The sequence below is a fragment of the Escherichia sp. Marseille-Q3837 genome (assembly GCF_916618735.1).
GTDB classification, from domain to species: Bacteria; Pseudomonadota; Gammaproteobacteria; order Enterobacterales; family Enterobacteriaceae; genus Escherichia; species Escherichia ruysiae.
This window is the reverse complement of the sequence record NZ_CAKAKC010000001.1, coordinates 1303301-1326276: the sequence shown is the minus strand read 5'-3', so window position 1 is coordinate 1326276 and position 22976 is coordinate 1303301. Positions and strand designations below refer to the sequence as shown.

20 protein-coding genes are annotated in these 22976 nt (G+C 53.5%); 10 read left to right on the top strand and 10 right to left on the bottom strand.

The window, feature by feature from the left end; translation table 11 throughout:
* The first annotated feature begins 194 nt into the window (after window positions 1–194).
* The 6 genes from LG381_RS06210 to yjcO all read left to right on the top strand — a co-directional run bounded on the left by LG381_RS06210 (window position 195) and on the right by yjcO (window position 8162).
* The gene (locus tag LG381_RS06210) at window positions 195–470 is read left to right on the top strand and encodes a YtcA family lipoprotein (RefSeq protein ID WP_137325697.1); all 276 of its coding nucleotides are present in this window, start codon (window positions 195–197) and stop codon (window positions 468–470) included.
* 18 nt (window positions 471–488) lie between these two features.
* Entirely contained in the window at window positions 489–1520 is a 1032-nt protein-coding gene (gene mdtN / locus LG381_RS06205; RefSeq protein WP_000446395.1) for a multidrug efflux transporter periplasmic adaptor subunit MdtN, read from the top strand.
* Window positions 1520–3571, top strand: a complete 2052-nt coding sequence (gene mdtO, locus LG381_RS06200; protein ID WP_225762146.1) for a multidrug efflux transporter permease subunit MdtO — start codon at window positions 1520–1522, stop codon at window positions 3569–3571. Before mdtN ends, mdtO begins: the two co-directional genes overlap by 1 nt.
* Window positions 3568–5034: a multidrug efflux transporter outer membrane subunit MdtP gene (gene mdtP, locus LG381_RS06195; protein ID WP_225762145.1), complete on the top strand. Its 1467-nt coding sequence runs from the start codon at window positions 3568–3570 to the stop codon at window positions 5032–5034. The genes mdtO and mdtP overlap by 4 nt, the downstream gene beginning before the upstream one ends.
* A gap of 197 nt (window positions 5035–5231) precedes the next feature.
* Window positions 5232–7379 (top strand): formate dehydrogenase subunit alpha, encoded by a 2148-nt coding sequence (fdhF, locus tag LG381_RS06190; RefSeq protein ID WP_077629246.1) that lies wholly within the window; start codon window positions 5232–5234, stop codon window positions 7377–7379.
* Window positions 7380–7472: 93 nt separating this feature from the next.
* A complete protein-coding gene (gene yjcO, locus LG381_RS06185; RefSeq protein ID WP_105280899.1) occupies window positions 7473–8162 on the top strand; it encodes a Sel1 family TPR-like repeat protein YjcO in 690 nt (229 codons plus the stop codon).
* An 80-nt stretch (window positions 8163–8242) separates the two neighbouring features.
* Here the strand turns inward: yjcO and gltP are convergent, their stop codons facing one another.
* From gltP to nrfA, 8 genes are all read right to left on the bottom strand, one after another.
* On the bottom strand, window positions 8243–9556 hold the full coding sequence (gene gltP, locus LG381_RS06180; RefSeq protein WP_000789605.1) for a glutamate/aspartate:proton symporter GltP: 1314 nt from the start codon (window positions 9554–9556) through the stop codon (window positions 8243–8245).
* A gap of 341 nt (window positions 9557–9897) precedes the next feature.
* The gene (gene nrfG, locus LG381_RS06175) at window positions 9898–10494 is read right to left on the bottom strand and encodes a heme lyase NrfEFG subunit NrfG (RefSeq protein ID WP_222680969.1); all 597 of its coding nucleotides are present in this window, start codon (window positions 10492–10494) and stop codon (window positions 9898–9900) included.
* Window positions 10491–10874: a heme lyase NrfEFG subunit NrfF gene (gene nrfF, locus LG381_RS06170; protein WP_001032546.1), complete on the bottom strand. Its 384-nt coding sequence runs from the start codon at window positions 10872–10874 to the stop codon at window positions 10491–10493. The genes nrfG and nrfF overlap by 4 nt, the downstream gene beginning before the upstream one ends.
* Window positions 10867–12585, bottom strand: a complete 1719-nt coding sequence (locus LG381_RS06165; RefSeq protein ID WP_225762973.1) for a heme lyase CcmF/NrfE family subunit — start codon at window positions 12583–12585, stop codon at window positions 10867–10869. Before LG381_RS06165 ends, nrfF begins: the two co-directional genes overlap by 8 nt.
* A gap of 19 nt (window positions 12586–12604) precedes the next feature.
* Window positions 12605–13561, bottom strand: coding sequence for a cytochrome c nitrite reductase subunit NrfD (gene nrfD, locus LG381_RS06160; RefSeq protein WP_225762144.1), 957 nt, complete (start codon window positions 13559–13561; stop codon window positions 12605–12607).
* Window positions 13558–14229, bottom strand: a complete 672-nt coding sequence (gene nrfC, locus LG381_RS06155) for a cytochrome c nitrite reductase Fe-S protein (RefSeq protein WP_000220269.1) — start codon at window positions 14227–14229, stop codon at window positions 13558–13560. Before nrfC ends, nrfD begins: the two co-directional genes overlap by 4 nt.
* Window positions 14226–14792 (bottom strand): cytochrome c nitrite reductase pentaheme subunit, encoded by a 567-nt coding sequence (gene nrfB, locus LG381_RS06150; RefSeq protein ID WP_010354304.1) that lies wholly within the window; start codon window positions 14790–14792, stop codon window positions 14226–14228. Before nrfB ends, nrfC begins: the two co-directional genes overlap by 4 nt.
* A 45-nt stretch (window positions 14793–14837) precedes the next feature.
* A complete protein-coding gene (gene nrfA, locus LG381_RS06145) occupies window positions 14838–16274 on the bottom strand; it encodes an ammonia-forming nitrite reductase cytochrome c552 subunit (protein WP_225762143.1) in 1437 nt (478 codons plus the stop codon).
* A gap of 393 nt (window positions 16275–16667) precedes the next feature.
* Between nrfA and acs the strand changes: the two genes are divergently transcribed.
* The 3 genes from acs to actP all read left to right on the top strand — a co-directional run bounded on the left by acs (window position 16668) and on the right by actP (window position 20853).
* Window positions 16668–18626 carry an acetate--CoA ligase gene (gene acs / locus LG381_RS06140; RefSeq protein WP_000078202.1) on the top strand — a complete coding sequence of 653 codons (1959 nt, stop codon included), beginning with the start codon at window positions 16668–16670 and terminating at the stop codon, window positions 18624–18626.
* 266 nt (window positions 18627–18892) lie between these two features.
* Window positions 18893–19207 carry a DUF485 domain-containing protein gene (locus tag LG381_RS06135; RefSeq protein WP_001296646.1) on the top strand — a complete coding sequence of 105 codons (315 nt, stop codon included), beginning with the start codon at window positions 18893–18895 and terminating at the stop codon, window positions 19205–19207.
* Window positions 19204–20853 carry a cation/acetate symporter ActP gene (gene actP, locus LG381_RS06130; protein WP_000832546.1) on the top strand — a complete coding sequence of 550 codons (1650 nt, stop codon included), beginning with the start codon at window positions 19204–19206 and terminating at the stop codon, window positions 20851–20853. Before LG381_RS06135 ends, actP begins: the two co-directional genes overlap by 4 nt.
* A 38-nt stretch (window positions 20854–20891) precedes the next feature.
* On the opposite strand, the gene LG381_RS06125 is transcribed toward actP, so the two are convergent.
* Together LG381_RS06125 and LG381_RS06120 are read right to left on the bottom strand one after the other, a co-directional pair.
* Window positions 20892–21581, bottom strand: coding sequence for an LrgB family protein (locus LG381_RS06125; RefSeq protein ID WP_175119324.1), 690 nt, complete (start codon window positions 21579–21581; stop codon window positions 20892–20894).
* Window positions 21574–21984, bottom strand: a complete 411-nt coding sequence (locus LG381_RS06120) for a CidA/LrgA family protein (RefSeq protein WP_000109436.1) — start codon at window positions 21982–21984, stop codon at window positions 21574–21576. The genes LG381_RS06125 and LG381_RS06120 overlap by 8 nt, the downstream gene beginning before the upstream one ends.
* 103 nt (window positions 21985–22087) lie before the next feature.
* Between LG381_RS06120 and LG381_RS06115 the strand changes: the two genes are divergently transcribed.
* On the top strand, window positions 22088–22972 hold the full coding sequence (locus tag LG381_RS06115; protein ID WP_000354952.1) for a LysR family transcriptional regulator: 885 nt from the start codon (window positions 22088–22090) through the stop codon (window positions 22970–22972).
* The last annotated feature ends 4 nt before the right edge of the window (window positions 22973–22976 follow it).

Below are 22976 nucleotides of genomic sequence, written 5' to 3'. Positions count from 1 at the left end.
GGGGGCATTCAAGCCCCCGAAAGTATTTATATTAAAAATACATACAGAAAATTAATACACAATATATATAAGTTATGAATGCGGTGGCTGAATAAAGCTATTTTTATTCATCAAGAAAATAGCCATACTGACGCCTTCAATGGATATTGATATTCACTACAGATATTGTTCGCAGCAGACAGGATGTATTTATTATGCCAACAGTTCTCTCTCGCATGGTGATGCAATTCAAAAAAACAGCCTGGATAATTCCCGTCATCATGGTTTCGGGATGCTCATTATCTCCGGCGATCCCGGTGATTGGCGCTTATTATCCCAGCTGGTTTTTCTGCGCTATTGCCAGCCTTATTGTGACACTCATCACGAGGCGAATTATTCAGAGGGCAAATATCAATCTGGCATTTGTCGGAATTATTTATACCGCCCTTTTTGCTCTCTACGCCATGCTGTTCTGGCTGGCATTTTTCTAATCTATTTGAGATGCGCTCATGGAAAGTACGCCGAAAAAAGCTCCTCGCAGTAAGATCCCTGCCCTGCTGGTCGTTGCGCTGGCGCTTGTTGCCCTCGTTTTCGTTATCTGGCGCGTAGACAGTGCGCCATCAACCAACGACGCTTATGCTTCTGCCGATACCATCGATGTAGTGCCGGAAGTCAGCGGTCGTATTGTGGAACTGGCAGTCACAGACAACCAGGCAGTCAAACAGGGCGATTTGCTGTTCCGCATCGACCCTCGCCCATACGAAGCGAATCTGGCGAAAGCCGAAGCCTCCCTCGCGGCGCTGGATAAGCAAATTATGCTCACCCAGCGTAGCGTTGACGCGCAACAGTTTGGTGCCGACTCGGTTAATGCCACGGTAGAAAAAGCCCGTGCCGCCGCGAAACAGGCCACAGATACATTACGCCGCACCGAGCCATTACTGAAAGAAGGTTTTGTCTCAGCGGAAGACGTTGACCGTGCAAGAACGGCGCAGCGCGCCGCAGAAGCGGATCTTAATGCCGTATTGTTACAGGCGCAGTCAGCCGCCAGCGGCGTCAGCGGCGTCGATGCGCTGGTCGCCCAACGTGCGGCGGTGGAAGCGGATATCGCGCTAACCAAACTGCATCTGGAAATGGCAACCGTCCGCGCGCCGTTTGATGGTCGGGTCATTTCCCTCAAAACCTCGGTTGGGCAATTTGCTTCTGCCATGCGCCCTATTTTCACGCTAATCGACACTCGTCACTGGTACGTTATCGCCAACTTCCGCGAAACCGATCTGAAAAATATTCATGCCGGTACGCCTGCGACGATTCGCCTGATGAGCGACAGCGGCAAAACCTTCGAGGGTAAAGTGGATTCCATTGGCTACGGCGTGCTGCCGGATGACGGCGGTCTGGTGCTGGGCGGCCTGCCGAAAGTGTCTCGCTCTATTAACTGGGTTCGCGTTGCCCAGCGTTTTCCGGTCAAAATCATGGTCGATAAACCTGACCCGGAAATGTTCCGTATTGGCGCGTCGGCAGTCGCTAATCTTGAGCCGCAATAATGAGCGCGCTCAACTCCCTGCCATTACCGGTGGTCAGGCTGCTGGCGTTCTTTCATGAAGAGTTAAGCGAGCGGCGACCTGGTCGTGTGCCGCAGACCGTGCAGCTCTGGGTAGGCTGCCTGCTGGTGATTCTGATCTCGATGACCTTTGAGATCCCCTTCGTGGCGTTATCACTAGCGGTGCTGTTTTACGGTATTCAGTCGAACGCGTTTTACACCAAATTTGTCGCGATCTTGTTTGTGGTTGCCACGGTGCTGGAGATCGGCAGCCTGTTTTTGATCTACAAATGGTCATACGGCGAACCGTTGATCCGATTGATCATCGCAGGTCCTGTCCTGATGGGCTGCATGTTTTTGATGCGCACCCATCGGCTGGGACTGGTCTTTTTCGCCGTCGCCATTGTCGCCATTTACGGGCAAACCTTCCCCGCCATGCTCGACTACCCGGAAGTGGTCGTGCGCTTAACGCTGTGGTGTATCGTTGTCGGCCTCTATCCAACCTTGCTGATGACGTTAATCGGCGTGCTGTGGTTTCCCAGCCGCGCTATTACGCAGATGCATCAGGCGCTTAATGATCGGCTTGATGACGCGGTACGTCACCTGACAGAAAGCCTTGCGCCGCTACCCGAAACGCGGATTGAAAGAGAGGCGCTGGCGCTGCAAAAACTGAATGTCTTTTGCCTCGCGGACGACGCCGACTGGCGAACCCATAATGCATGGTGGCAAAGCTGCGTGGCAACGGTAACCTACATTTACTCGACGCTGAATCGCTACGATCCCACCTCTTTTGCTGATTCGCAGGCGATCATTGAGTTTCGGCAAAAATTAGCCATTGAAATCAACAAGCTGCAACATGCTATTGCCAAAGGGCAGTGCTGGCAAAGCGACTGGCGGCTTAGTGAAGATGAAGCGATGGCGGCACGGGAATGTAACCTGGAGAATATTTGCCAGACACTGTTACAGCTTGGTCAGATGGACCCGCACACGCCGCCAACGCCCGCCGCCAAACCGCCGTCAATGGTCGCCGATGCCTTTACTAATCCGGACTATATGCGTTACGCGGTAAAAACGCTGCTGGCCTGTTTGATCTGTTACACCTTCTACAGCGGCGTGGACTGGGAAGGCATTCACACCTGTATGCTGACCTGCGTGATCGTCGCTAACCCCAATATCGGTTCTTCGTACCAGAAGATGGCGCTACGTTTTGGCGGAGCTTTTTGCGGTGCAATTCTGGCGTTGCTGTTTACGCTACTGGTCATGCCCTGGCTGGACAATATTGTCGAATTGCTGCTCGTACTGGCACCGATTTTCCTGGCAGGCGCGTGGTTCGCCACCAGCTCTGAGCGTTCTTCTTATATCGGCACGCAGATGGTGGTGACCTTTGCTCTCGCCACGCTCGAAAACGTCTTTGGTCCGGTTTACGACCTGGTGGAAATACGCGATCGTGCCATCGGCATTCTTATCGGTACGGCGGTATCAGCGGTGATTTACACCTTTGTCTGGCCTGAAAGCGAAGCGCGTGCACTGCCGCAAAAACTGGCTGGCGCGCTGGGTATGTTAAGCAAACTAATGCGTATCCCGCGCCAACAGGAAGTCACGGCTCTGCGCACTTATCTGCAAATTCGTATAGGTCTACATGCGGCGTTTAATGCCTGTGAAGAAATGTGCCAACGCGTGGCGCTTGAACGTCAACTGGACGGCGATGAACGCGCCTTACTGATTGAACGCTCGCAAACAGTTATTCGTCAGGGACGCGACATTCTTCACGCCTGGGATGCCACCTGGAACTCGGCTCAGGCGCTGGATCACGCGCTCCAGCCGGACAGAGCCAGCCATTTTGCCGATGCACTGGAGAAATACGCTGCCGGTCTGGCAACCGCGCTCAGCCATTCTCCTCAAATAACGCTTGAAGAGATACCCGCCTCGCAGGCCATCCTGCCCACCTTATTAAAACAGGAGCAACACGTCTGTCAGCTCATCGCCCGCTTGCCAGACTGGACAGCCCCGGCATTAACGCCCGCCACGGAACAGGCACAAGGAGCCACTCAATGATCAATCGTCAACTTTCACGCTTGTTGTTGTGCAGCATTCTCGGCAGCACGACGCTGATTTCCGGCTGTGCGTTAGTGCGTAAGGATTCAGCCCCTCATCAACAGCTTAAACCAGAGCAGATCAAACTTGCCGATGATATTCATCTTGCCAGTTCCGGCTGGCCGCAAGCGCAGTGGTGGAGACAGTTTAATGATCCACAACTGGATGCGCTGATCCAACGGACGTTAAGCGGTTCTCACACCCTCGCCGAAGCGAAATTGCAGGAAGAAAAAGCGCAGTCGCAGGCAGATTTGTTAGATGCTGGTTCACAATTGCAGGTGGCGGCGTTAGGGATGCTCAACCGCCAGCGCGTCTCTGCCAACGGCTTTTTAAGCCCTTATGCGATGGATGCGCCCGCACTGGAAATGGATGGTCCGTACTACACCGAAGCTACTGTTGGTTTGTTTGCCGGATTAGATCTCGATTTATGGGGCGTACATCGCTCAGCGGTTGCCGCCGCCATTGGCGCGCATAACGCCGCGCTGGCAGAAACTGCGGCAGTGGAACTGTCGCTCACTACAGGCGTAGCGCAGCTTTATTACAGTATGCAGGCCAGCTACCAGATGCTCGATCTGTTAGAGCAAACCCGCAGCGTGATTGATTACGCGGTGAAAGCGCATCAGAGCAAAGTGGCGCACGGCCTGGAAGCGCAAGTACCGTTCCACGGCGCGCGGGCGCAGATTCTGGCGGTCGATAAACAAATTGCTGCCGTCAAAGGGCAAATCACTGAAACACGAGAATCTCTGCGCGCATTGACTGGCGCGGGCGCCAGCGATATGCCGGAGATCAAACCAGTGGCGTTACCACAGGTACAGACCGGCATTCCGGCGACACTCTCTTATGAGTTGCTCGCCAGACGTCCGGATCTGCAAGCCATGCGCTGGTATGTTCAGGCGTCATTAAATCAGGTGGATTCCGCGCGGGCGCTGTTCTACCCAAGCTTTGATATCAAAGCGTTTTTCGGCCTGGATTCCATCCACCTGGATACCTTATTCAAAAAAAGCAGTCGCCAGTTCAACTTCATTCCAGGCCTGAAATTGCCGCTGTTTGACGGTGGACGGTTGAATGCCAATCTCGAAGGCGCTCGCGCCGCCAGCAACATGATGATTGAACGCTACAACCAGTCCGTGCTGAACGCAGTGCGCGATGTCGCGGTCAACGGTACACGCCTGCAAACGCTGAATGACGAGCGGGAGATGCAGGCAGAACGCGTAGAAGCAACCCGCTTCACCCAGCGCGCCGCCGACGCCGCCTACAAGCGCGGTTTAACCAGCCGCTTACAGGCAACCGAAGCCGAATTGCCGGTGCTTGCCGAAGAGATGTCATTACTGATGCTGGATAGCCGCCGCGTGATCCAAAGCATTCAGTTGATGAAATCGCTGGGCGGCGGGTATCAGGCGGCTCCCGGCATCGAGAAAAAATAAAATGTCTGCCGCGTGATGGCTGTCACGCGGTATTTCGTTTCGTCACGTCAAAACTGACGACAGCCTGTTTTTCGTCAGAGTTTTGAATAAATAGTGCCCGTAATATCAAGGAATGTCCCCAAATAAAATGTGGCATAAAAGATGCATACTGTAGTCGAGAGCGCGTATGCGTGATTTGATTAACTGGAGCGAGACCGATGAAAAAAGTCGTCACGGTTTGCCCATATTGCGCATCAGGTTGCAAAATCAACCTGGTCGTCGATAACGGCAAAATCGTCCGGGCGGAGGCAGCGCAGGGGAAAACCAACCAGGGTACTCTGTGTCTGAAGGGTTATTATGGCTGGGATTTCATTAACGATACCCAGATCCTGACCCCGCGCCTGAAAACCCCCATGATCCGTCGCCAGCGTGGCGGCAAACTCGAACCTGTTTCCTGGGATGAGGCACTGAATTACGTTGCCGAGCGCCTGAGCGCCATCAAAGAGAAGTACGGTCCGGATGCCATCCAGACGACCGGCTCCTCGCGTGGTACGGGTAACGAAACCAACTATGTAATGCAAAAATTTGCGCGCGCCGTTATTGGTACTAATAACGTTGACTGCTGCGCTCGCGTCTGACACGGCCCATCGGTTGCAGGTCTGCACCAATCGGTCGGTAACGGCGCAATGAGCAATGCCATTAACGAAATTGATAATACCGATTTAGTGTTCGTTTTCGGGTACAACCCGGCAGATTCCCACCCAATCGTGGCGAATCACGTAATTAACGCTAAACGTAACGGGGCGAAAATTATCGTCTGCGATCCGCGCAAAATTGAAACCGCGCGCATTGCGGACATGCACATCGCACTGAAAAACGGCTCGAACATCGCGCTGTTGAATGCGATGGGCCATGTCATTATTGAAGAAAATCTGTACGACAAAGCGTTCGTCGCTTCTCGCACAGAAGGCTTTGAAGAGTATCGTAAAATCGTTGAAGGCTACACGCCGGAGTCGGTTGAAGATATCACCGGCGTCAGCGCCAGTGAGATTCGTCAGGCGGCGCGGATGTATGCCCAGGCCGAAAGCGCATCCATTCTGTGGGGCATGGGTGTTACCCAGTTCTATCAGGGCGTGGAAACCGTGCGTTCTCTGACCAGCCTCGCGATGCTGACCGGTAACCTCGGTAAGCCACATGCGGGCGTTAACCCGGTTCGTGGTCAGAACAACGTGCAGGGTGCCTGCGATATGGGCGCGCTGCCGGATACGTATCCGGGCTATCAGTACGTGAAAGATCCGGCTAACCGCGAGAAATTCGCCAAAGCCTGGGGCGTGGAAAGCCTGCCGGCCCATACCGGTTATCGCATCAGCGAACTGCCGCACCGTGCGGCGCATGGCGAAGTCCGTGCGGCGTACATTATGGGCGAAGATCCGCTACAAACGGACGCGGAACTGTCGGCAGTACGTAAAGCCTTTGAAGATCTGGAACTGGTCATCGTTCAGGACATCTTTATGACCAAAACCGCGTCGGCGGCGGATGTTATTTTACCGTCAACCTCGTGGGGCGAACATGAAGGTGTCTACACTGCGGCTGACCGTGGCTTCCAGCGTTTCTTCAAGGCGGTTGAACCGAAGTGGGATCTGAAAACGGACTGGCAAATCATCAGTGAAATCGCCACCCGTATGGGTTATCCGATGCACTACAACAACACCCAGGAGATCTGGGATGAGTTGCGTCATCTGTGCCCAGATTTCTACGGTGCAACTTACGAGAAAATGGGCGAACTGGGCTTCATTCAGTGGCCTTGCCGCGATACTTCAGATGCCGATCAGGGGACTTCTTACCTGTTTAAAGAGAAGTTTGATACCCCGAACGGTCTGGCGCAGTTCTTCACCTGCGACTGGGTAGCGCCAATCGACAAGCTCACCGATGAGTACCCGATGGTGCTGTCAACGGTGCGTGAAGTCGGTCACTACTCTTGTCGTTCGATGACTGGTAACTGTGCGGCGCTGGCGGCGCTGGCTGATGAACCTGGCTACGCGCAAATTAATACCGAAGACGCCAAACGTCTGGGTATTGAAGACGAGGCATTGGTTTGGGTGCATTCGCGTAAAGGCAAAATTATCACCCGTGCGCAGGTCAGCGATCGTCCGAACAAAGGGGCGATTTACATGACTTACCAGTGGTGGATTGGTGCCTGTAACGAGCTGGTTACCGAGAACTTAAGCCCGATTACGAAAACGCCGGAGTACAAATACTGCGCCGTGCGCGTCGAGCCGATCGCCGATCAGCGCGCCGCCGAGCAGTACGTGATTGACGAGTACAACAAGTTGAAAACTCGCCTGCGCGAAGCGGCGCTGGCGTAAATCAGTCCCTCTTACAGCCTCCTTTCGGAGGCTGTTTTTTTATCCATTCGAACTCTTTATACTGGTTACTCCCTACCCAATCGTATTATCAAAATGAAAAAAATTATCGCATTGATGTTGTTTTTGACATTCTTTGCCCACGCAAACGACTCCGAGCCCGGCAGCCAGTATGTAAAGGCAGCAGAGGCCGGAGACCGACGCGCACAATATTTTCTTGCCGACAGCTGGTTTAGCTCCGGCGATTTGAGCAAAGCCGAATATTGGGCACAGAAAGCCGCTGACAGCGGTGATGCCGATGCCTGCGCGCTGTTAGCGCAGATCAAAATCACCAATCCGGTCAGTCTGGACTATCCACAAGCAAAAGTGCTCGCCGAGAAAGCAGCACAGGCGGGCAGTAAAGAAGGTGAAGTGACGCTGGCGCATATTCTGGTTAATAGCCAGGCGGGTAAACCAGATTATCCGAAGGCGATTTCGCTGTTAGAAAACGCCTCGGAAGATTTAGAGAATGATACCGCCGTTGATGCCCAGATGCTGCTTGGCTTGATTTACGCCAACGGCGTGGGCATTACGGCTGACGATGACAAAGCAACCTGGTATTTCAAACGCAGCTCCGCGATTTCCCGTACCGGTTATTCCGAGTACTGGGCGGGGATGATGTTCTTAAACGGTGAAGAGGGTTTTATCGAGAAGAACAAACAAAAGGCGCTGCACTGGTTGAACCTGAGCTGTATGGAAGGGTTTGATACCGGGTGTGAAGAGTTTGAAAAATTAACCAACGGTTAAGATAGGCCTGATAAGACGCGACAGCGTCGCATCAGGCATCCACACATTGCCGGGTGGATATACCCCCCGGCAATCTTCAATTACTGATCCGCAGTCTTATCAAATTTGCCCAGCATTTCACGTTCGTAGGCCATCGCCTTTTTGCGGTCAAATTTGTGTTCCCACTTGGCAATGACCAGCACAGCCAGCGCATTACCCACCACGTTCAGCGCGGTACGCGCCATGTCGAGGATACGGTCAACACCGGCAATAAACGCCAGACCTTCCAGAGGAATACCGACGCTACCCAGCGTTGCCAGCAGCACCACAAACGACACACCCGGCACGCCAGCAATCCCTTTCGAGGTCACCATCAGCGTCAGCACCAGAATGATTTCCTGCCAGATAGACAGGTCAATTCCATACAACTGCGCGATAAAGATAGCGGCAATACTTTGATACAGCGTCGAACCATCAAGGTTAAAGGAGTAACCGGTCGGCACCACGAAGCTGGTGATTGACGCCGGTGCACCGTAGGCTTCCATCTTCTCAATAATTCGCGGCAGCACGCTTTCAGAGCTGGCAGTGGAATACGCCAGAATCAGCTCATCTTTCAGAATGCGAATCAGGATCCAGACGCTTAACCCGCACAGGCGCGCCACAATTCCCAGCACTACCAGCGCGAAGAACAGAATGGCGAAATGCACCAGCAGCACCAGTTTCGCCAGTGGCCACAGAGAAGAGAAACCAAAGTTAGCCACCGTCACCGCAATCAGCGCAAACACACCCACCGGTGCATAACGCATCACCATGTGAGTCACTTTAAACATGGTTTCAGAGATGGAGCGGAACACGGTCACCAGCGGTTCACGATGCGTCGCGGGCAGGGAGGAAAGCCCCAGACCAAACAGCACCGAGAAGAAGATGATCGGCAGCATTTCGCCTTTCGCCATCGACGCCACAATGTTCGTCGGCACCAGCGACAAAATCGTGCCCATAATGCCGTGGGAACTGCTTTGTACCGCTTCCGTAGTGCTCTGATATTTCGAGATATCGACGGTCGCCAGCTGCGACATATCCACCCCGGCACCGGGCTGGAAGACGTTTGCCAGAGTGATCCCCAGAATGATGGCGACGGTGGTGATCACTTCAAAGTAGATAATGGTTTTCGCGCCAATACGCCCAAGCTGTTTGGCATCACCAACACCCGCGATACCTACCACCAGCGTGGAGATCACAATCGGCACAACAATCATTTTGATCAGGTGGATGAAGATATCACCCGCCGGAGAGAGCAAATTGACGACCAGCCATTCGCGACTGTCGCTATGGTAGTGCAGGTAGCTTCCCAGGAGAATGCCCAGCACCATAGCAAACAGAATCTGCCAGGCCAGGCTGAATTTTATATTTTTCATATGAATGACTTCCTCAATGGAGCACCGTTCCCCGTTCAGAAACGCGAGAACGTGACATACTGCCAGGGCATGAATTGTGTTGCGTTGGTTTGTAGATTTTTTTAACGCTTATGATCAGTATCATTTGCGCGGTATGTTGCGCAACCCTTTAACAACAGAGCTTTTCGCTGCATTAATGCATAATAACGCGAGTTTATGACAGGTTATATGAATAACCATTTGTTATGGAAAGATTTTTATTTGTTTAATCTGCAATAATCGTTAATGGTGATTATTTTTTACATGTATTCATTCGATTATTTTTTACGCAGCTCAATAACATAATCTGCAACGCCGAATGATTAATCCGATCTCCGCTGCAACAGTTTCGCCATATTAATCGACTCAACCAACTGTGTCCGGTTGACCCTGGGTGAATTGAGATCCATCACTTTTTGCCATAGTTCGATGGCCTGCGCGTAATTCGCCTGCATAAAAGCATCGGAAGCCAGCAGCATCAGGGCGGTAATTTCGTTTTCGTCCAGCGCGAGGGCTTTGTCGATCATTGCGCGAGTCTGGGCGGTCATATGCTGGCTGGCCTGGTAATAAAGCACCGTCGCCAGCGCCGCATACAGTTCAGCGTTCTCACCACGTAGTTGCAACGCCTGACGGTATGCCAGCAGCGAATTGCTGTAATCGTTTTGCCACAGGTAATACTCGCCCAGCAACGCCCACTGTTCGCTGTTTTGTGGATTAGCGCGGATTTTATCCTGCAATGCCTGAAGCTGCGCTTCCGGGGTTTGCTGGCTGGCAAACTGATGTAGCGGATCGCGCTGACGCTGATACTCCGCACGTACCGCCTGCCATTTTGGGCTTAACAGATAACTGCCGACACAGAGAAATAGCATCAAAATCGTGAGTATTGTCAGCATTTTCACCGGTATTTTGGGCTGTTTCATCGCTTCGCCCTCACTCGCCAGAGGATCAGTGCCATCAGCAGTAACAACACAACAGGCAGCGCCCATAACACCAGCGTCTGACCCGTTAACGGTGGGTTATAGCGAACAAAATCTCCGTAGCGTTCGGTCATCCAGCCAATGATTTCGACTTCGTTCTTCCCCTCCGCCACCATGCTGTAAACCTGATGGCGCATACTGACTGCCACCGGCGCGTTGGATTCCAGTAAGTTCTGATTTTGGCACTGCGGACAACGTAACTGGCTGGCAATATTTAACGCCTGTTGCTGTTGTTGCGGATTGGCGAATTGCCAGGTGTCTACAACCTGAGCGCGCGCAAAACAGGTAAATAACAGCAGTAGCGTGAGAAGTCCTTTATTCATCGCGCTTCCTCCCCCGCCATCCGCTTAACAATGCGCCCGCAATCATCAACAATCCTCCCCCCCAGATCCAGCGCACACCGCTTTGTACATACAAACGAAATGCATAGCGATCCGGCCCGTTTTTTTCTCCCATGACCGCATACCAGTCATGGATACCGTTCCAGCGAATTGACGGCTCCATCATTTGCTGACGACGTGCTTCGTAAAAACGCCGCTCCGGTGTCAGTTCACCAATGCGTTGCTGATGGTCAAATAACGCCACTATCGCTTTTTCGCTGGTGTAATTACCTTTGGCTTGTAGATCGAGGCGCTCAAAACGGAAGGTGTATCCTGCCAGCGTCACCTGCTGACCCGGCTGTAAATTCAGGCTGATCTCCTGACGGCTGACGCTGGAGACCACGATCCCGGCGGCAAATAACAGCACGCCCGCATGAGCTACCAGCGCCGGAAGCTGCGCGCGTTTGCCAGAGACAAACGTCGCCAGCACAATCACCACCAGCATCAACAGACCAAACGGTAACGTCGCGCGGTTAAAATACGGCGCGCCAACGGAGAGGCGTCCCCAGCCCAGCAGGCCGTAAATCATCGGATAAAGCGTTCCCACCAGCACGATCAGTAGCACTGCGCAAAACAGCAACAGCGTAGCGAGGATTAACATTTCCCACGATAACACCGAAAAACGCACCGCCGGGCCACCGTCCCGCGCTCGCCAGCCATACAGAGCCAAAGACGCAAGGCTAATCAGTGCAAACAGGCTGAACAACGGCACGGCGCGGACGTTATCCAGCGCGAACGCATGAACCGAAACCAGAATGCCAGAACGGACAATTAAGGTGCCCAGCAGCGACAGCATCAGAGTAACTATCGCCAGCAACAGCGACCAGTGGCGGAAAATCCCCCGCTGGCGTGTCAGGGACAAACTGTGCAGCAGCGCAGTGGCAGAAAGCCAGGGTAATAAAGAGGCGTTTTCCACCGGATCCCAGAACCACCAGCCGCCCCAGCCGAGTTCGCAATAGGCCCACCAGGAACCGAGGATGATCCCCGCTGTTAATGCACTCCAGCCAGGTAGTGCCCAGCGCCAGCAAATTCGGGCGCTGGCCGCATCAAACTCGCCGCGCAGTAAACTCGCCAGCGCCACGCTCGCCGCCACCATCAAACCGCCATAGCCGAGATAAAGCAGCGGCGGATGGAAGATAAGACCGGGATGTTGCAGCATCGGATTGAGATCGCGGCCTTCGATTGCTGGTGGAAATATCCGCACGAAGGGATCGGACCACAGCACCACAAACAGTAGCAGTGCGGCGAGCATGAGAGATAAAACGGCTAGCGTCAGCGGAAATAGCGGATCGGTTTGCTGCCGATAATGCCAGGCAAACAGCGCGCTCCAGGCGGAAAGCAGCAGCACCCAAAGCAGCAGCGAACCTTCATGACCGCCCCACACCGCCGCCAGTTTGAGTTCCCACGACAGCAGGCTATAGCTATGTTGGGCGACATAAATGACCGAGAAATCGCTGATGAGAAAACAATACGTCAGTACGCCAAAGGCGAGCAGCAGGAGCGCGAACTGCGCCAGAATGCCGATGCAAGTGAGCCGCATCATCGCAGGCCAGCGCAACCGCACACCCGCGAAGGTTGTCAACGGGGTCAACACATTGACCCCAAGACTTAACAACAACGCCAGAAAACCGACTTCAGGAAGGAATACGTCCAGAAACCACCTCTTTTCTGGTTTACGCCACCGTCAACTGTCCGGCGTAGAGAATGAAAAAACGCAGCATCAACACACCGACCAGGCTGGCTCCACACGCCGCCAGCACGGCAGAAATGCCGGAACTGCGATTCACCCACGGTTTGAGCAACATTGGCACAATCAGCCCCAGCCCGGCGACACCAAGCCAGAACCACCACGTCCAGAAACCACCGCCCAACGCCGCCACCAGCGCACGAGCTTTACCGTCATCGCCCAGCGCCAGGCCGACGAAAAACGCCACCAGCAGGAAGATTTCACCCCATACCACAGGGATTTCCATACGGTGAACAAAGTGCGCTTCCGTGGAATGCGGATTACTGCGCTGGCGTATCGCCATGGCGATCAGCGCCACCGCCGCACCGGACGAGATGCCGGAGAACAGGAACAGCACCGGCAGGATCGGGTTATTGAGGAACGGATACGATTTCAGCGCCGACAGCAGAAAGCCAGTATAAGCCCCCAGCAGCACCGCCAGCACCAGCATCAGCGTTTCCAGTCCGCGATGAACGGGCGTCAGCAGGCTCAGAACCTTTTGCACGATCCCCAGCTTCGGCAACCAGCGTTGTTGCAGGGCAAGCAAATCGTGTTCAAAGATTTTCGCCAGCCACAGCACCAGCACCACCATGTAGAGCTGAAACAGCATTACCCCCATCGACATCACCGAGGTAAAACTGTAGTGGAACATCAGCTTCCAGAAGGTCCACGGTCTCGTCAGGTGGAAGACGAGGATCAACAGACCGAGGATCACCGCGCCAGGCCCGACAATCAGCGTGGTACGCAGCAACGTACTGTCTGCGCCGCCCGCCTGCGGGTAGAAGCGACGCAGCAACACCGCCAACGTCACCAGCCCGGCAGAAATCCCCACCAAAAACAGATAGATGGCAATCGGCCAGTCCCACACCAGTGATTCAAAATGAAATGCGGAAGCCTGCGTCATTGACTCACCTCCCCGTATTTAAACGGTACGCGGTACAGCTTCGGTTTGGTTCCCAGCGCCAGCTTGTAGCGGTAAGAGGGCTTCTGGCGCAGCAGTTGCGAAATCTCACTGTTAGGATCGTCCAGATTGCCAAACGTCAGTGCTTTCGTCGGGCAAGCTTCAACGCACGCGGGCAGCTTACCGGCCTGTAAATTGGTCTTACGGCAGAAATCGCATTTGTCCGCCGTCTTCGTGACCGGATGGATAAAGCGCACGCGGTACGGACAGGCGGCGATGCAGTACTGACAACCGACGCAGAGATCCGGATTAACATCGACAATCCCGCTGGCGGCATCGCGAAAAGAGGCGCCGGTCGGGCAGACGTCAACGCAAGGCGCATGGTCGCAGTGCTGGCAAGACTTACGGAAGAAGCGATATTTCACATCAGGAAATTCGCCCAGTGGCTCGCTACGAATAATCGTCAGGCGCGAGACACCTTCCGGCACCTTGTTTACTTCCCGACAAGCATCCATACAGGCGGTACAGCCGATGCATAACGACTCGTCATGCACCATGCCGTAACGCACACCATTGATATTCAACGTTTTCGCCACCACGCGTCCTGCGGTGCCGCTGACGGCTGCCAGCACGCCGACGCCGGTGAGAAACTGGCGACGTGACCAGGTCATGGCTGCTCCTTAAGCAACGGAACAGACGCCGGGTTAAAGTTCGGATTGGTGCGCTGATCGCTGTGGCAATCGACGCAAATCTTAATCCGTCCTTTGTCACTTAACGTCTGCATCGTATCTTGCTGTGGATGCAGGGAATGGCAGCTGGCGCACGCCACTTTAGTCACGTGGACATCGTGCGGCCAGAACGCTTTTTGCAACTGTTCCGGCAGATGGCAGGACATACAAACACTGTTCTGCTCACCAACGTTGTACATCGGCTCGTTAAAGCGCATCACATCTTTCACCCCTTCGCGGTGTTGCGGTGACGGCTGGCCGTGACAGTTGGTGCAGGTAACCGGCAATTTATTATTCGGGTTGATAACGGAAGCATGTTTGCCATGCATACCTTCGGTGTCTGGCTTATGACAGTCCAGACAGGCGGCATCCGGGTTACGCTGCTGGGTAACTTCGTAGCGATCTTCCGATGCCTGCGCCGCAGGGGTAGCGGTAATTCCGTTCAGGCTCCACAACAGGCCCGACGCCAGCACCCCGGCAGTTAATAACGAACGTAATACGCTCATATTCACTCCATTGTGTTTTCCGCCCCTTGCGAGGCGGAACGGGGGTTATTGGCTTAACAGACCGTTTTTACGTGCCTGCTCTTCCCACTGTGGGATCACCGTTTTGATGAAGTCCTGCTTCTCGGCCTTGATTTGTTCCATGTTCAGGCCAATGGCCTGCTGGGCTTTCTCTTTGGTCGAGATATCCGGGATCTGGATTTCATGGGTGATGCCTTTGGTCGCCAGCAAACGCGCCAGTTTGGTACGCGCATCCGCCGCTTTATCCATCGCCGTGCCAAGCATCCGCAGACCTTCTTCCGGCGCGTGCATATGAATGCCGTGGGAAGCGATCGCCAGATCCCAACGCCACTGAGCATGACGGATATCGTCCTGAATCGGCTTCATTTCGGCTTCCGTCGCGCCAGCATCCAGCGCCGCTTTCGCTTCGAAGTGGGCGTGAACCAGTTGATCTTCGACCTTGATTTTCAGGTCGTTAATCGACTGTTTACGCTCCGCGACCACTTTTTGCAGCGTGGCTTTGTCCTGGGTATGGCAGTTCGCACAAGTCTGGGCGAAGTTATCAAACGGATTGCCAATTTTATGGTCGGTGTAGAGTTTGCCTTCGGCGTTCTGCACTTTTGGCATATGGCAGTCGATACAGGTCACGTTATTTTTGCCGTGAATGCCCGTACTCCAGGTTTCATATTCCGGGTGCTGCGCTTTCAGCATTGGCGTTTTCGACAGGGAGTTAGTCCAGTCAGAGAAGGCAATTTTGTCGTAATACTGCTCCATATTTTCGACTTTCATGCCGTTATCCCACGGGAATTTAACGGCTTTGTTTTTGCCGTCGAAGTAATACTCCACATGGCACTGACCGCAAACCATCGATTGCTGGTCGAAACGTCCGGCTTTCTCAAAAGGTTTACCAATGGCTTCCATAGCGCGAGCCGCATACGGACGGGAAAGGGTTAACTCCGGCTTGCCTTTGGCGAACTCTGGTGAGGCAGTGTTATGGCAATCGGCACAACCTAAATTGTTGACGATTTCCGGGCCGCCGCGCGCCCATTTACCGTGGAAGTAGCCATCTTCACCGTCTTTCTGGATCAGACGCGCCACATCCGGGCTTTTACAACTCCAGCATGCCATCGGTAGCGGACCATCTTCAGCGTTTTTCGGCGCACCGGTACGCAACGTTTCACGTACATCGGTCACAGCAAAGGCATGTCCACGCGGCTTGTTGTAATCGCGTGAGAAGGGATACCCCGCCCACAGGATCACCAGACGTGGATCTTCTGCTAGTGCGTCAACACGCTCTGATTGTTCCGAGGTGGCTTTCCAGGAGAGATATTGATCGGGGTGCTGCGGGGCAAAGGTTTCATTCTTCGCTTCCACAGTTACAGGTTTCGCGGGAGCGGCCGTTTGTTCAGCGTGAACAGAAGTGAAAAAGAAAAAAGGAATCAATAAGCTGAAGATACGGCGTGCGTTTATTTTTATCCTTGTCATAGGGGCTTCATCCAAATTTTGCCATTGAGGAAATGGCAGTTTTTATTGTTTTTTCATAACAGTAACCGCACATACACTGTTATGACATTGCTCGCCCCTATGTGTAACAAATAACCACACTCAGAATGTTGTCTTTAATCAATTGTAAGTGCATGTAAAATACCACTTTAGAGTTAGTCGGTATCTTCCTCTTTTTCAACAGCATGCATAACTGCATGTTCCTCAAAGAATTAATCAACTTTTGTTGGTGTCCTTCAAAAATTACCCTGCCGTTTATTTGCACAATTCTACTTTTGCGTGATCTGTCGCCCAAATACTAAACAAAACTGCCAATACCCCTACATTTAACGCTTATGCCACATATTATTAACATCCTACAAGGAGAACAAAAGCATGAGTCAAATTCACAAACACACCATTCCTGCCAACATCGCAGACCGTTGCCTGATAAACCCTCAGCAGTACGAAGCGATGTATCAACAATCTATTAACGCACCAGATACCTTCTGGGGCGAACAGGGAAAAATTCTCGACTGGATCAAACCCTACCAGAAGGTGAAAAACACCTCCTTTGCCCCGGGTAATGTGTCCATTAAATGGTACGAGGACGGCACGCTAAATCTGGCGGCCAACTGCCTCGACCGCCATCTGCAAGAAAACGGCGATCGCACCGCTATCATCTGGGAAGGCGATGACGCCAGCCAGAGCAAACATATCAGCTATAAAGAGCTGCACCGCGACGTCTGCCGCTTCGCCAATACCCTGCTTGAGCTGGGCATTAAAAAAGGTGATGTGGTGGCGATTTATATGCCGATGGTGCCGGAAGCCGCAGTCGCGATGTTGGCCTGCGCCCGCATTGGTGCGGTGCATTCGGTGATTTTCGGCGGCTTCTCGCCGGAAGCCGTTGCCGGACGTATTATCGATTCCAACTCACGATTGGTGATCACTTCCGACGAAGGTGTACGCGCTGGACGTAGCATTCCGCTGAAGAAAAACGTCGATGACGCGCTGAAAAATCCGAACGTCACCAGCATTGAACATGTGGTTGTACTGAAGCGTACTGGCGGGAAAATCGACTGGCAGGAAGGACGCGACCTGTGGTGGCACGACCTGGTTGAGCAAGCGAGCGATCAGCACCAGCCGGAAGAAGTAAACGCCGAAGATCCGTTGTTTATTCTCTACACCTCCGGTTCTACCGGTAAGCCGAAAGGCGTACTGCACACTACCGGCGGTTATCTGGTGTACGCGGCGCTGACCTTTAAATATGTCTTTGATTATCATCCGGGCGATATCTACTGGTGCACCGCCGATGTGGGCTGGGTTACCGGACACAGTTACTTGCTGTATGGTCCGCTGGCCTGCGGGGCAACCACGCTGATGTTTGAAGGCGTACCGAACTGGCCGACGCCTGCCCGTATGGCACAGGTGGTGGATAAGCATCAGGTCAATATTCTCTATACCGCACCCACGGCGATTCGCGCACTGATGGCGGAAGGCGATAAAGCGATTGAAGGCACCGATCGTTCGTCGCTACGCATTCTTGGTTCTGTGGGCGAGCCAATTAACCCGGAAGCGTGGGAGTGGTACTGGAAGAAGATCGGCAACGAGAAATGTCCGGTGGTCGATACCTGGTGGCAGACCGAAACCGGCGGTTTCATGATTACCCCACTGCCTGGCGCTACCGAGCTGAAAGCCGGTTCGGCAACACGTCCGTTCTTCGGCGTGCAACCGGCGCTGGTCGATAACGAAGGTAACCCGCTGGAAGGCGCTACCGAAGGCAGCCTGGTGATCACCGACTCCTGGCCGGGTCAGGCGCGCACGCTGTTTGGCGATCACGAACGTTTTGAACAGACCTACTTTTCCACCTTCAAAAATATGTATTTCAGTGGCGATGGCGCGCGTCGTGACGAAGATGGCTATTACTGGATCACCGGGCGCGTGGACGACGTGTTGAACGTCTCCGGTCACCGTCTGGGAACGGCAGAGATTGAGTCGGCGCTGGTGGCGCATCCGAAGATAGCCGAAGCCGCTGTCGTCGGTATTCCGCACAATATTAAAGGTCAGGCGATTTACGCCTACGTCACGCTTAATCACGGGGAGGAACCGTCACCAGAACTGTACGCAGAAGTCCGCAACTGGGTGCGTAAAGAGATTGGCCCGCTGGCAACGCCAGACGTGCTGCACTGGACCGACTCCCTGCCTAAAACCCGCTCCGGCAAAATTATGCGCCGTATTCTGCGCAAAATTGCGGCGGGCGATACCAGCAACCTGGGCGATACCTCGACGCTTGCCGATCCTGGCGTAGTCGAGAAGCTGCTTGAAGAGAAGCAGGCTATCGCAATGCCGTCGTAACCCTCAAGCGCCGGATGCGGCGTAAACGCCTTATCCAGCCTACATTCGGCAACGGTTGTAGGTCGGATAAGATGCGCCAGCATCGCATCCGACAACAAGCGCCGGATGCGGCGTAAACGCTTTATCCGGCCTACATTCGGCAACGGCTGTAGGTCGGATAAGACGCGACAGCGGCGCATCAGGCAATGGGTTACCTGAGCGATAACCTTCTCCCATAAGGGAGCGGGAATTAAAACAATCCCTACATTACCTCTGGAGAATCTGTGATGAATGGCACTATTTATCAGCGGATAGAAGACAATGCGCATTTCAGGGAGTTAGTCGAAAAACGGCAACGGTTTGCCACCATCCTGTCGATTATTATGCTGGCAGTTTATATCGGCTTTATTTTACTGATCGCCTTCGCGCCCGGCTGGCTGGGCACTCCGCTGAACCCGAACACCAGCGTCACACGCGGGATTCCAGTCGGTGTTGGAGTGATTGTGATCTCCTTTGTTCTCACTGGTATCTACATCTGGCGGGCGAACGGCGAATTTGACCGTCTTAATAATGAAGTCCTGCATGAGGTACAAGCATCATGAAAAGAGTTCTGACGGCGCTTGCCGCCACACTCCCTTTCGCAGCTAACGCGGCGGATGCTATTAGCGGGGCCGTAGAGCGCCAGCCGACGAACTGGCAGGCGATTATTATGTTCCTGATTTTCGTCGTGTTTACGCTCGGTATTACCTACTGGGCGTCAAAACGTGTACGTTCTCGTAATGACTACTACACCGCAGGCGGCAATATCACCGGTTTCCAGAACGGGCTGGCGATTGCGGGTGACTATATGTCTGCCGCCTCATTTTTGGGCATCTCCGCGCTGGTGTTTACCTCCGGCTATGACGGCTTAATTTACTCGCTGGGCTTCCTGGTGGGCTGGCCAATTATTCTGTTCCTGATTGCCGAACGTCTGCGTAACCTCGGTCGCTATACCTTTGCGGATGTGGCCTCGTACCGTCTGAAACAAGGGCCAATTCGTATTCTTTCGGCCTGTGGTTCTCTGGTGGTCGTGGCGCTTTACCTTATCGCCCAGATGGTAGGCGCAGGTAAACTGATCGAACTGTTGTTTGGCCTTAACTATCACATTGCGGTGGTTCTGGTCGGCGTACTGATGATGATGTACGTCCTGTTCGGCGGAATGCTGGCGACCACTTGGGTACAGATTATCAAAGCCGTACTGTTGCTGTTCGGTGCCAGCTTTATGGCCTTTATGGTGATGAAACATGTTGGCTTTAGCTTCAACAATCTGTTCAGCGAAGCGATGGCGGTGCACCCGAAAGGTGTCGACATCATGAAGCCGGGCGGGCTGGTGAAAGATCCAATATCTGCGCTGTCGCTGGGGCTGGGGCTGATGTTTGGTACGGCTGGCTTACCGCATATTCTGATGCGCTTCTTTACGGTCAGCGATGCCCGTGAAGCGCGTAAGAGCGTGTTCTACGCCACCGGATTTATGGGCTACTTCTATATCCTGACCTTTATTATCGGTTTTGGCGCGATCATGCTGGTCGGTGCGAATCCGGCCTATAAAGACGCGGCAGGGGCGCTGATTGGCGGTAACAACATGGCGGCGGTTCACCTGGCCAATGCGGTAGGCGGTAACCTGTTCCTCGGCTTTATTTCAGCGGTTGCTTTCGCCACCATCCTCGCGGTGGTTGCCGGTCTGACGCTGGCAGGTGCATCGGCGGTTTCGCATGACCTTTACGCCAACGTCTTCAAAAAAGGCGCGACCGAACGTGAAGAGCTGCGGGTATCGAAAATCACCGTCCTGATTTTGGGCGTGATTGCCATTATCCTCGGTGTCCTGTTTGAAAATCAGAACATCGCCTTCATGGTGGGTCTGGCGTTTGCCATCGCGGCGAGCTGTAACTTCCCAATCATTCTGCTTTCTATGTACTGGTCGAAACTGACCACGCGTGGTGCGATGCTGGGAGGTTGGCTGGGGCTGATTACCGCTGTAGTGCTGATGATCCTCGGCCCGACTATTTGGGTACAGATCCTTGGTCACGAAAAAGCCATCTTCCCGTATGAATACCCGGCGCTGTTCTCGATCACCGTGGCATTCCTCGGCATCTGGTTCTTCTCGGCAACCGATAATTCAGCGGAAGGGGCGCGTGAGCGTGAACTGTTCCGTGCGCAGTTTATCCGTTCCCAGACCGGCTTTGGCGTTGAGCAAGGCCGCGCACATTAATCTCTACCCTTCCCCGGTCAGGCGACCGGGGAATTTCTTCAGAACATCATCCAGGCCACCAGCGGCGAAACCAGTACCATTAATACGCCAGAAAGCATCATGACCAGACTGGCAACCACGCCCTCTTGTTGACCCAATTCATACGATCGCGCGGTTCCGGCGCCATGAGACGCCGCGCCAAATCCGGCACCTTTCGCCATCCCTTCGCGAATCGAGAGACGTAAAAACAGCACGTCGCCAATCGCCATGCCAAACACGCCGGTGACCACCACAAACAACGCCACCAGATCAGGCTGTCCGCCGAGCGACTGGCTCGCTGCCAGAGCAAATGGTGTAGTGACCGAACGCACCGCCAGGCTACGCTGGATCTCATCCGACAGGGTAAATAATCGTGCCAGCCACACCGAGCTGGTCACTGCCACCACCGTTGCCGTCAGTACGCCCGCCGTCAGCGACATCCAGTGACGTTTAATGATCGCCCGATTGTCATACACCGGCACCGCAAAGGCGATGGTTGCCGGGCCTAATAGCCATAGTAGCCAGTGCGCTTCGCCAATATAGTTTTGCCAGGAAATATTGCCAAAAACCAGCAGCATAACCAGTAGCGCAGGCGTCAGCACCAGAGGCATCAACGGCAGTTTACGAAAGCGGCGATAAAGGCGTTTGTTAAGAAAATAGATAACCAGCGTAATCGCCAGGCAGAGCATACTTAGCTGAAAATTAATCACGGTTTAACCTGCGCATTTCATAGCGATAGACTTTTTCCACTACCCAGGCGGTCGTGCCCAATACCATCACCGTGCTCAACGCGATCACTGCAAAAATACGCCAACCATCCACCAGCAATAGTTGTGCATAGTTCACCACCGCCACCACGGCAGGAACAAAAAACAGCAGCATTTCGGCCAGCAACCAGCGTGCCCCGGCACGTACCCATTGCAGAGGAATAATGCGGCAAACAATCAGCGCCAGCATCAGGATCATCCCCACCAGGTTGGCGGGCAGCGGCAAATGCAGCCAGGAGACGAGATATTGCGCAAAAATAAATAAACCTGCATACAGCACAACCTGCACAAATACCTGAAGAGATTGCACAACGGCAGGGGTAATGCGGCGAAGCGCCACGGACATGAGGGGATATCCTGAAAATAAAACAGAACGTTAAGTATAGAGAGCCTCATGCCGCTACTGAAATGAATTAAAATCATTGCAGGTATAGTCAAAGGGAATAGTTATGGATATCAGAACGCTGCGTTATTTTGTCGAAGTCGTGCGCCAGCAAAGCTTCACCCGCGCAGCGGAGAAGTTGTTTGTGACCCAGCCCACCATCAGCAAGATGCTGAAGAATCTCGAAGATGAGCTGAACTGTATATTGTTGATCCGCGATGGTCGTCGGCTGCTTCTCACTGATACTGGTCGCGTCGTATTTGAGCGCGGGTTGGCTATATTGGCTGAGTTTCGGCAACTGGAAGCTGAGCTTAGCGATATCAATCAGCTTAAAACCGGCGTTTTGCGGTTGGGGATCCCGCCGATGGTTGGGATGTTAATGGCCGGGCCGATTGGCTTGTTCCGCCAGCGTTACCCCGGCGTGGAACTGAAGATTTCGGAGTTTGGTGGTCTGACGGTACAACAAGCGGTGATGAACGGCGAACTGGATATGGCACTGACCGCTCTACCAGTAGAAGAAAGTGGCCTGACAACGTTATCGCTGTTTAGTCATCCGCTTTGTGTTCTGGTGCCGCGTTCAGGTAAATGGCTTGAGCGTGATGCCGTCTCACCAGAGACACTGGCGGAACATCCTCTTCTTATCTATAACGAAGATTTTGCCTTAAGTAAGCAATTGATGGCGTTATTCGATGAACATGGCGTTAAGCCGAGGATTGCGGTTCGCAGCGGACAATGGGATTTTCTCGCCGCGATGGTTCAGTCCGGTGTCGGAATAGCCATTTTGCCGGAACCCATTTGCCAGCGATTAGATAAAAACACCTTAAAATGGCTGCCGCTGGAAAGCGAACTACGCTGGAAATTAGGAATGATTTGGCGTGAGGGCGTTTACCTTTCCCACTGTGCCCAGGCGTGGCTGACCTGTTGTGAAGGATACTGGTTAACGCCAGAGTAAGACG

Excerpts from the sequence above, each read along its gene's own strand:
- LG381_RS06115 (WP_000354952.1), top strand. The coding sequence starts at position 22,088 with ATGGATATCAGAACGCTGCGTTATTTTGTCGAAGTCGTGCGCCAGCAA.
- mdtP (WP_225762145.1), top strand. The coding sequence starts at position 3,568 with ATGATCAATCGTCAACTTTCACGCTTGTTGTTGTGCAGCATTCTCGGC.
- actP (WP_000832546.1), top strand. The coding sequence starts at position 19,204 with ATGAAAAGAGTTCTGACGGCGCTTGCCGCCACACTCCCTTTCGCAGCT.
- nrfA (WP_225762143.1), bottom strand. The coding sequence starts at position 16,274 with ATGACAAGGATAAAAATAAACGCACGCCGTATCTTCAGCTTATTGATT.
- LG381_RS06210 (WP_137325697.1), top strand. The coding sequence starts at position 195 with ATGCCAACAGTTCTCTCTCGCATGGTGATGCAATTCAAAAAAACAGCC.
- yjcO (WP_105280899.1), top strand. The coding sequence starts at position 7,473 with ATGAAAAAAATTATCGCATTGATGTTGTTTTTGACATTCTTTGCCCAC.
- nrfD (WP_225762144.1), bottom strand. The coding sequence starts at position 13,561 with ATGACGCAGGCTTCCGCATTTCATTTTGAATCACTGGTGTGGGACTGG.
- mdtN (WP_000446395.1), top strand. The coding sequence starts at position 489 with ATGGAAAGTACGCCGAAAAAAGCTCCTCGCAGTAAGATCCCTGCCCTG.
- acs (WP_000078202.1), top strand. The coding sequence starts at position 16,668 with ATGAGTCAAATTCACAAACACACCATTCCTGCCAACATCGCAGACCGT.
- nrfB (WP_010354304.1), bottom strand. The coding sequence starts at position 14,792 with ATGAGCGTATTACGTTCGTTATTAACTGCCGGGGTGCTGGCGTCGGGC.
- nrfF (WP_001032546.1), bottom strand. The coding sequence starts at position 10,874 with ATGAATAAAGGACTTCTCACGCTACTGCTGTTATTTACCTGTTTTGCG.
- mdtO (WP_225762146.1), top strand. The coding sequence starts at position 1,520 with ATGAGCGCGCTCAACTCCCTGCCATTACCGGTGGTCAGGCTGCTGGCG.
- gltP (WP_000789605.1), bottom strand. The coding sequence starts at position 9,556 with ATGAAAAATATAAAATTCAGCCTGGCCTGGCAGATTCTGTTTGCTATG.
- LG381_RS06120 (WP_000109436.1), bottom strand. The coding sequence starts at position 21,984 with ATGTCCGTGGCGCTTCGCCGCATTACCCCTGCCGTTGTGCAATCTCTT.
- nrfG (WP_222680969.1), bottom strand. The coding sequence starts at position 10,494 with ATGAAACAGCCCAAAATACCGGTGAAAATGCTGACAATACTCACGATT.
- LG381_RS06135 (WP_001296646.1), top strand. The coding sequence starts at position 18,893 with ATGAATGGCACTATTTATCAGCGGATAGAAGACAATGCGCATTTCAGG.
- nrfC (WP_000220269.1), bottom strand. The coding sequence starts at position 14,229 with ATGACCTGGTCACGTCGCCAGTTTCTCACCGGCGTCGGCGTGCTGGCA.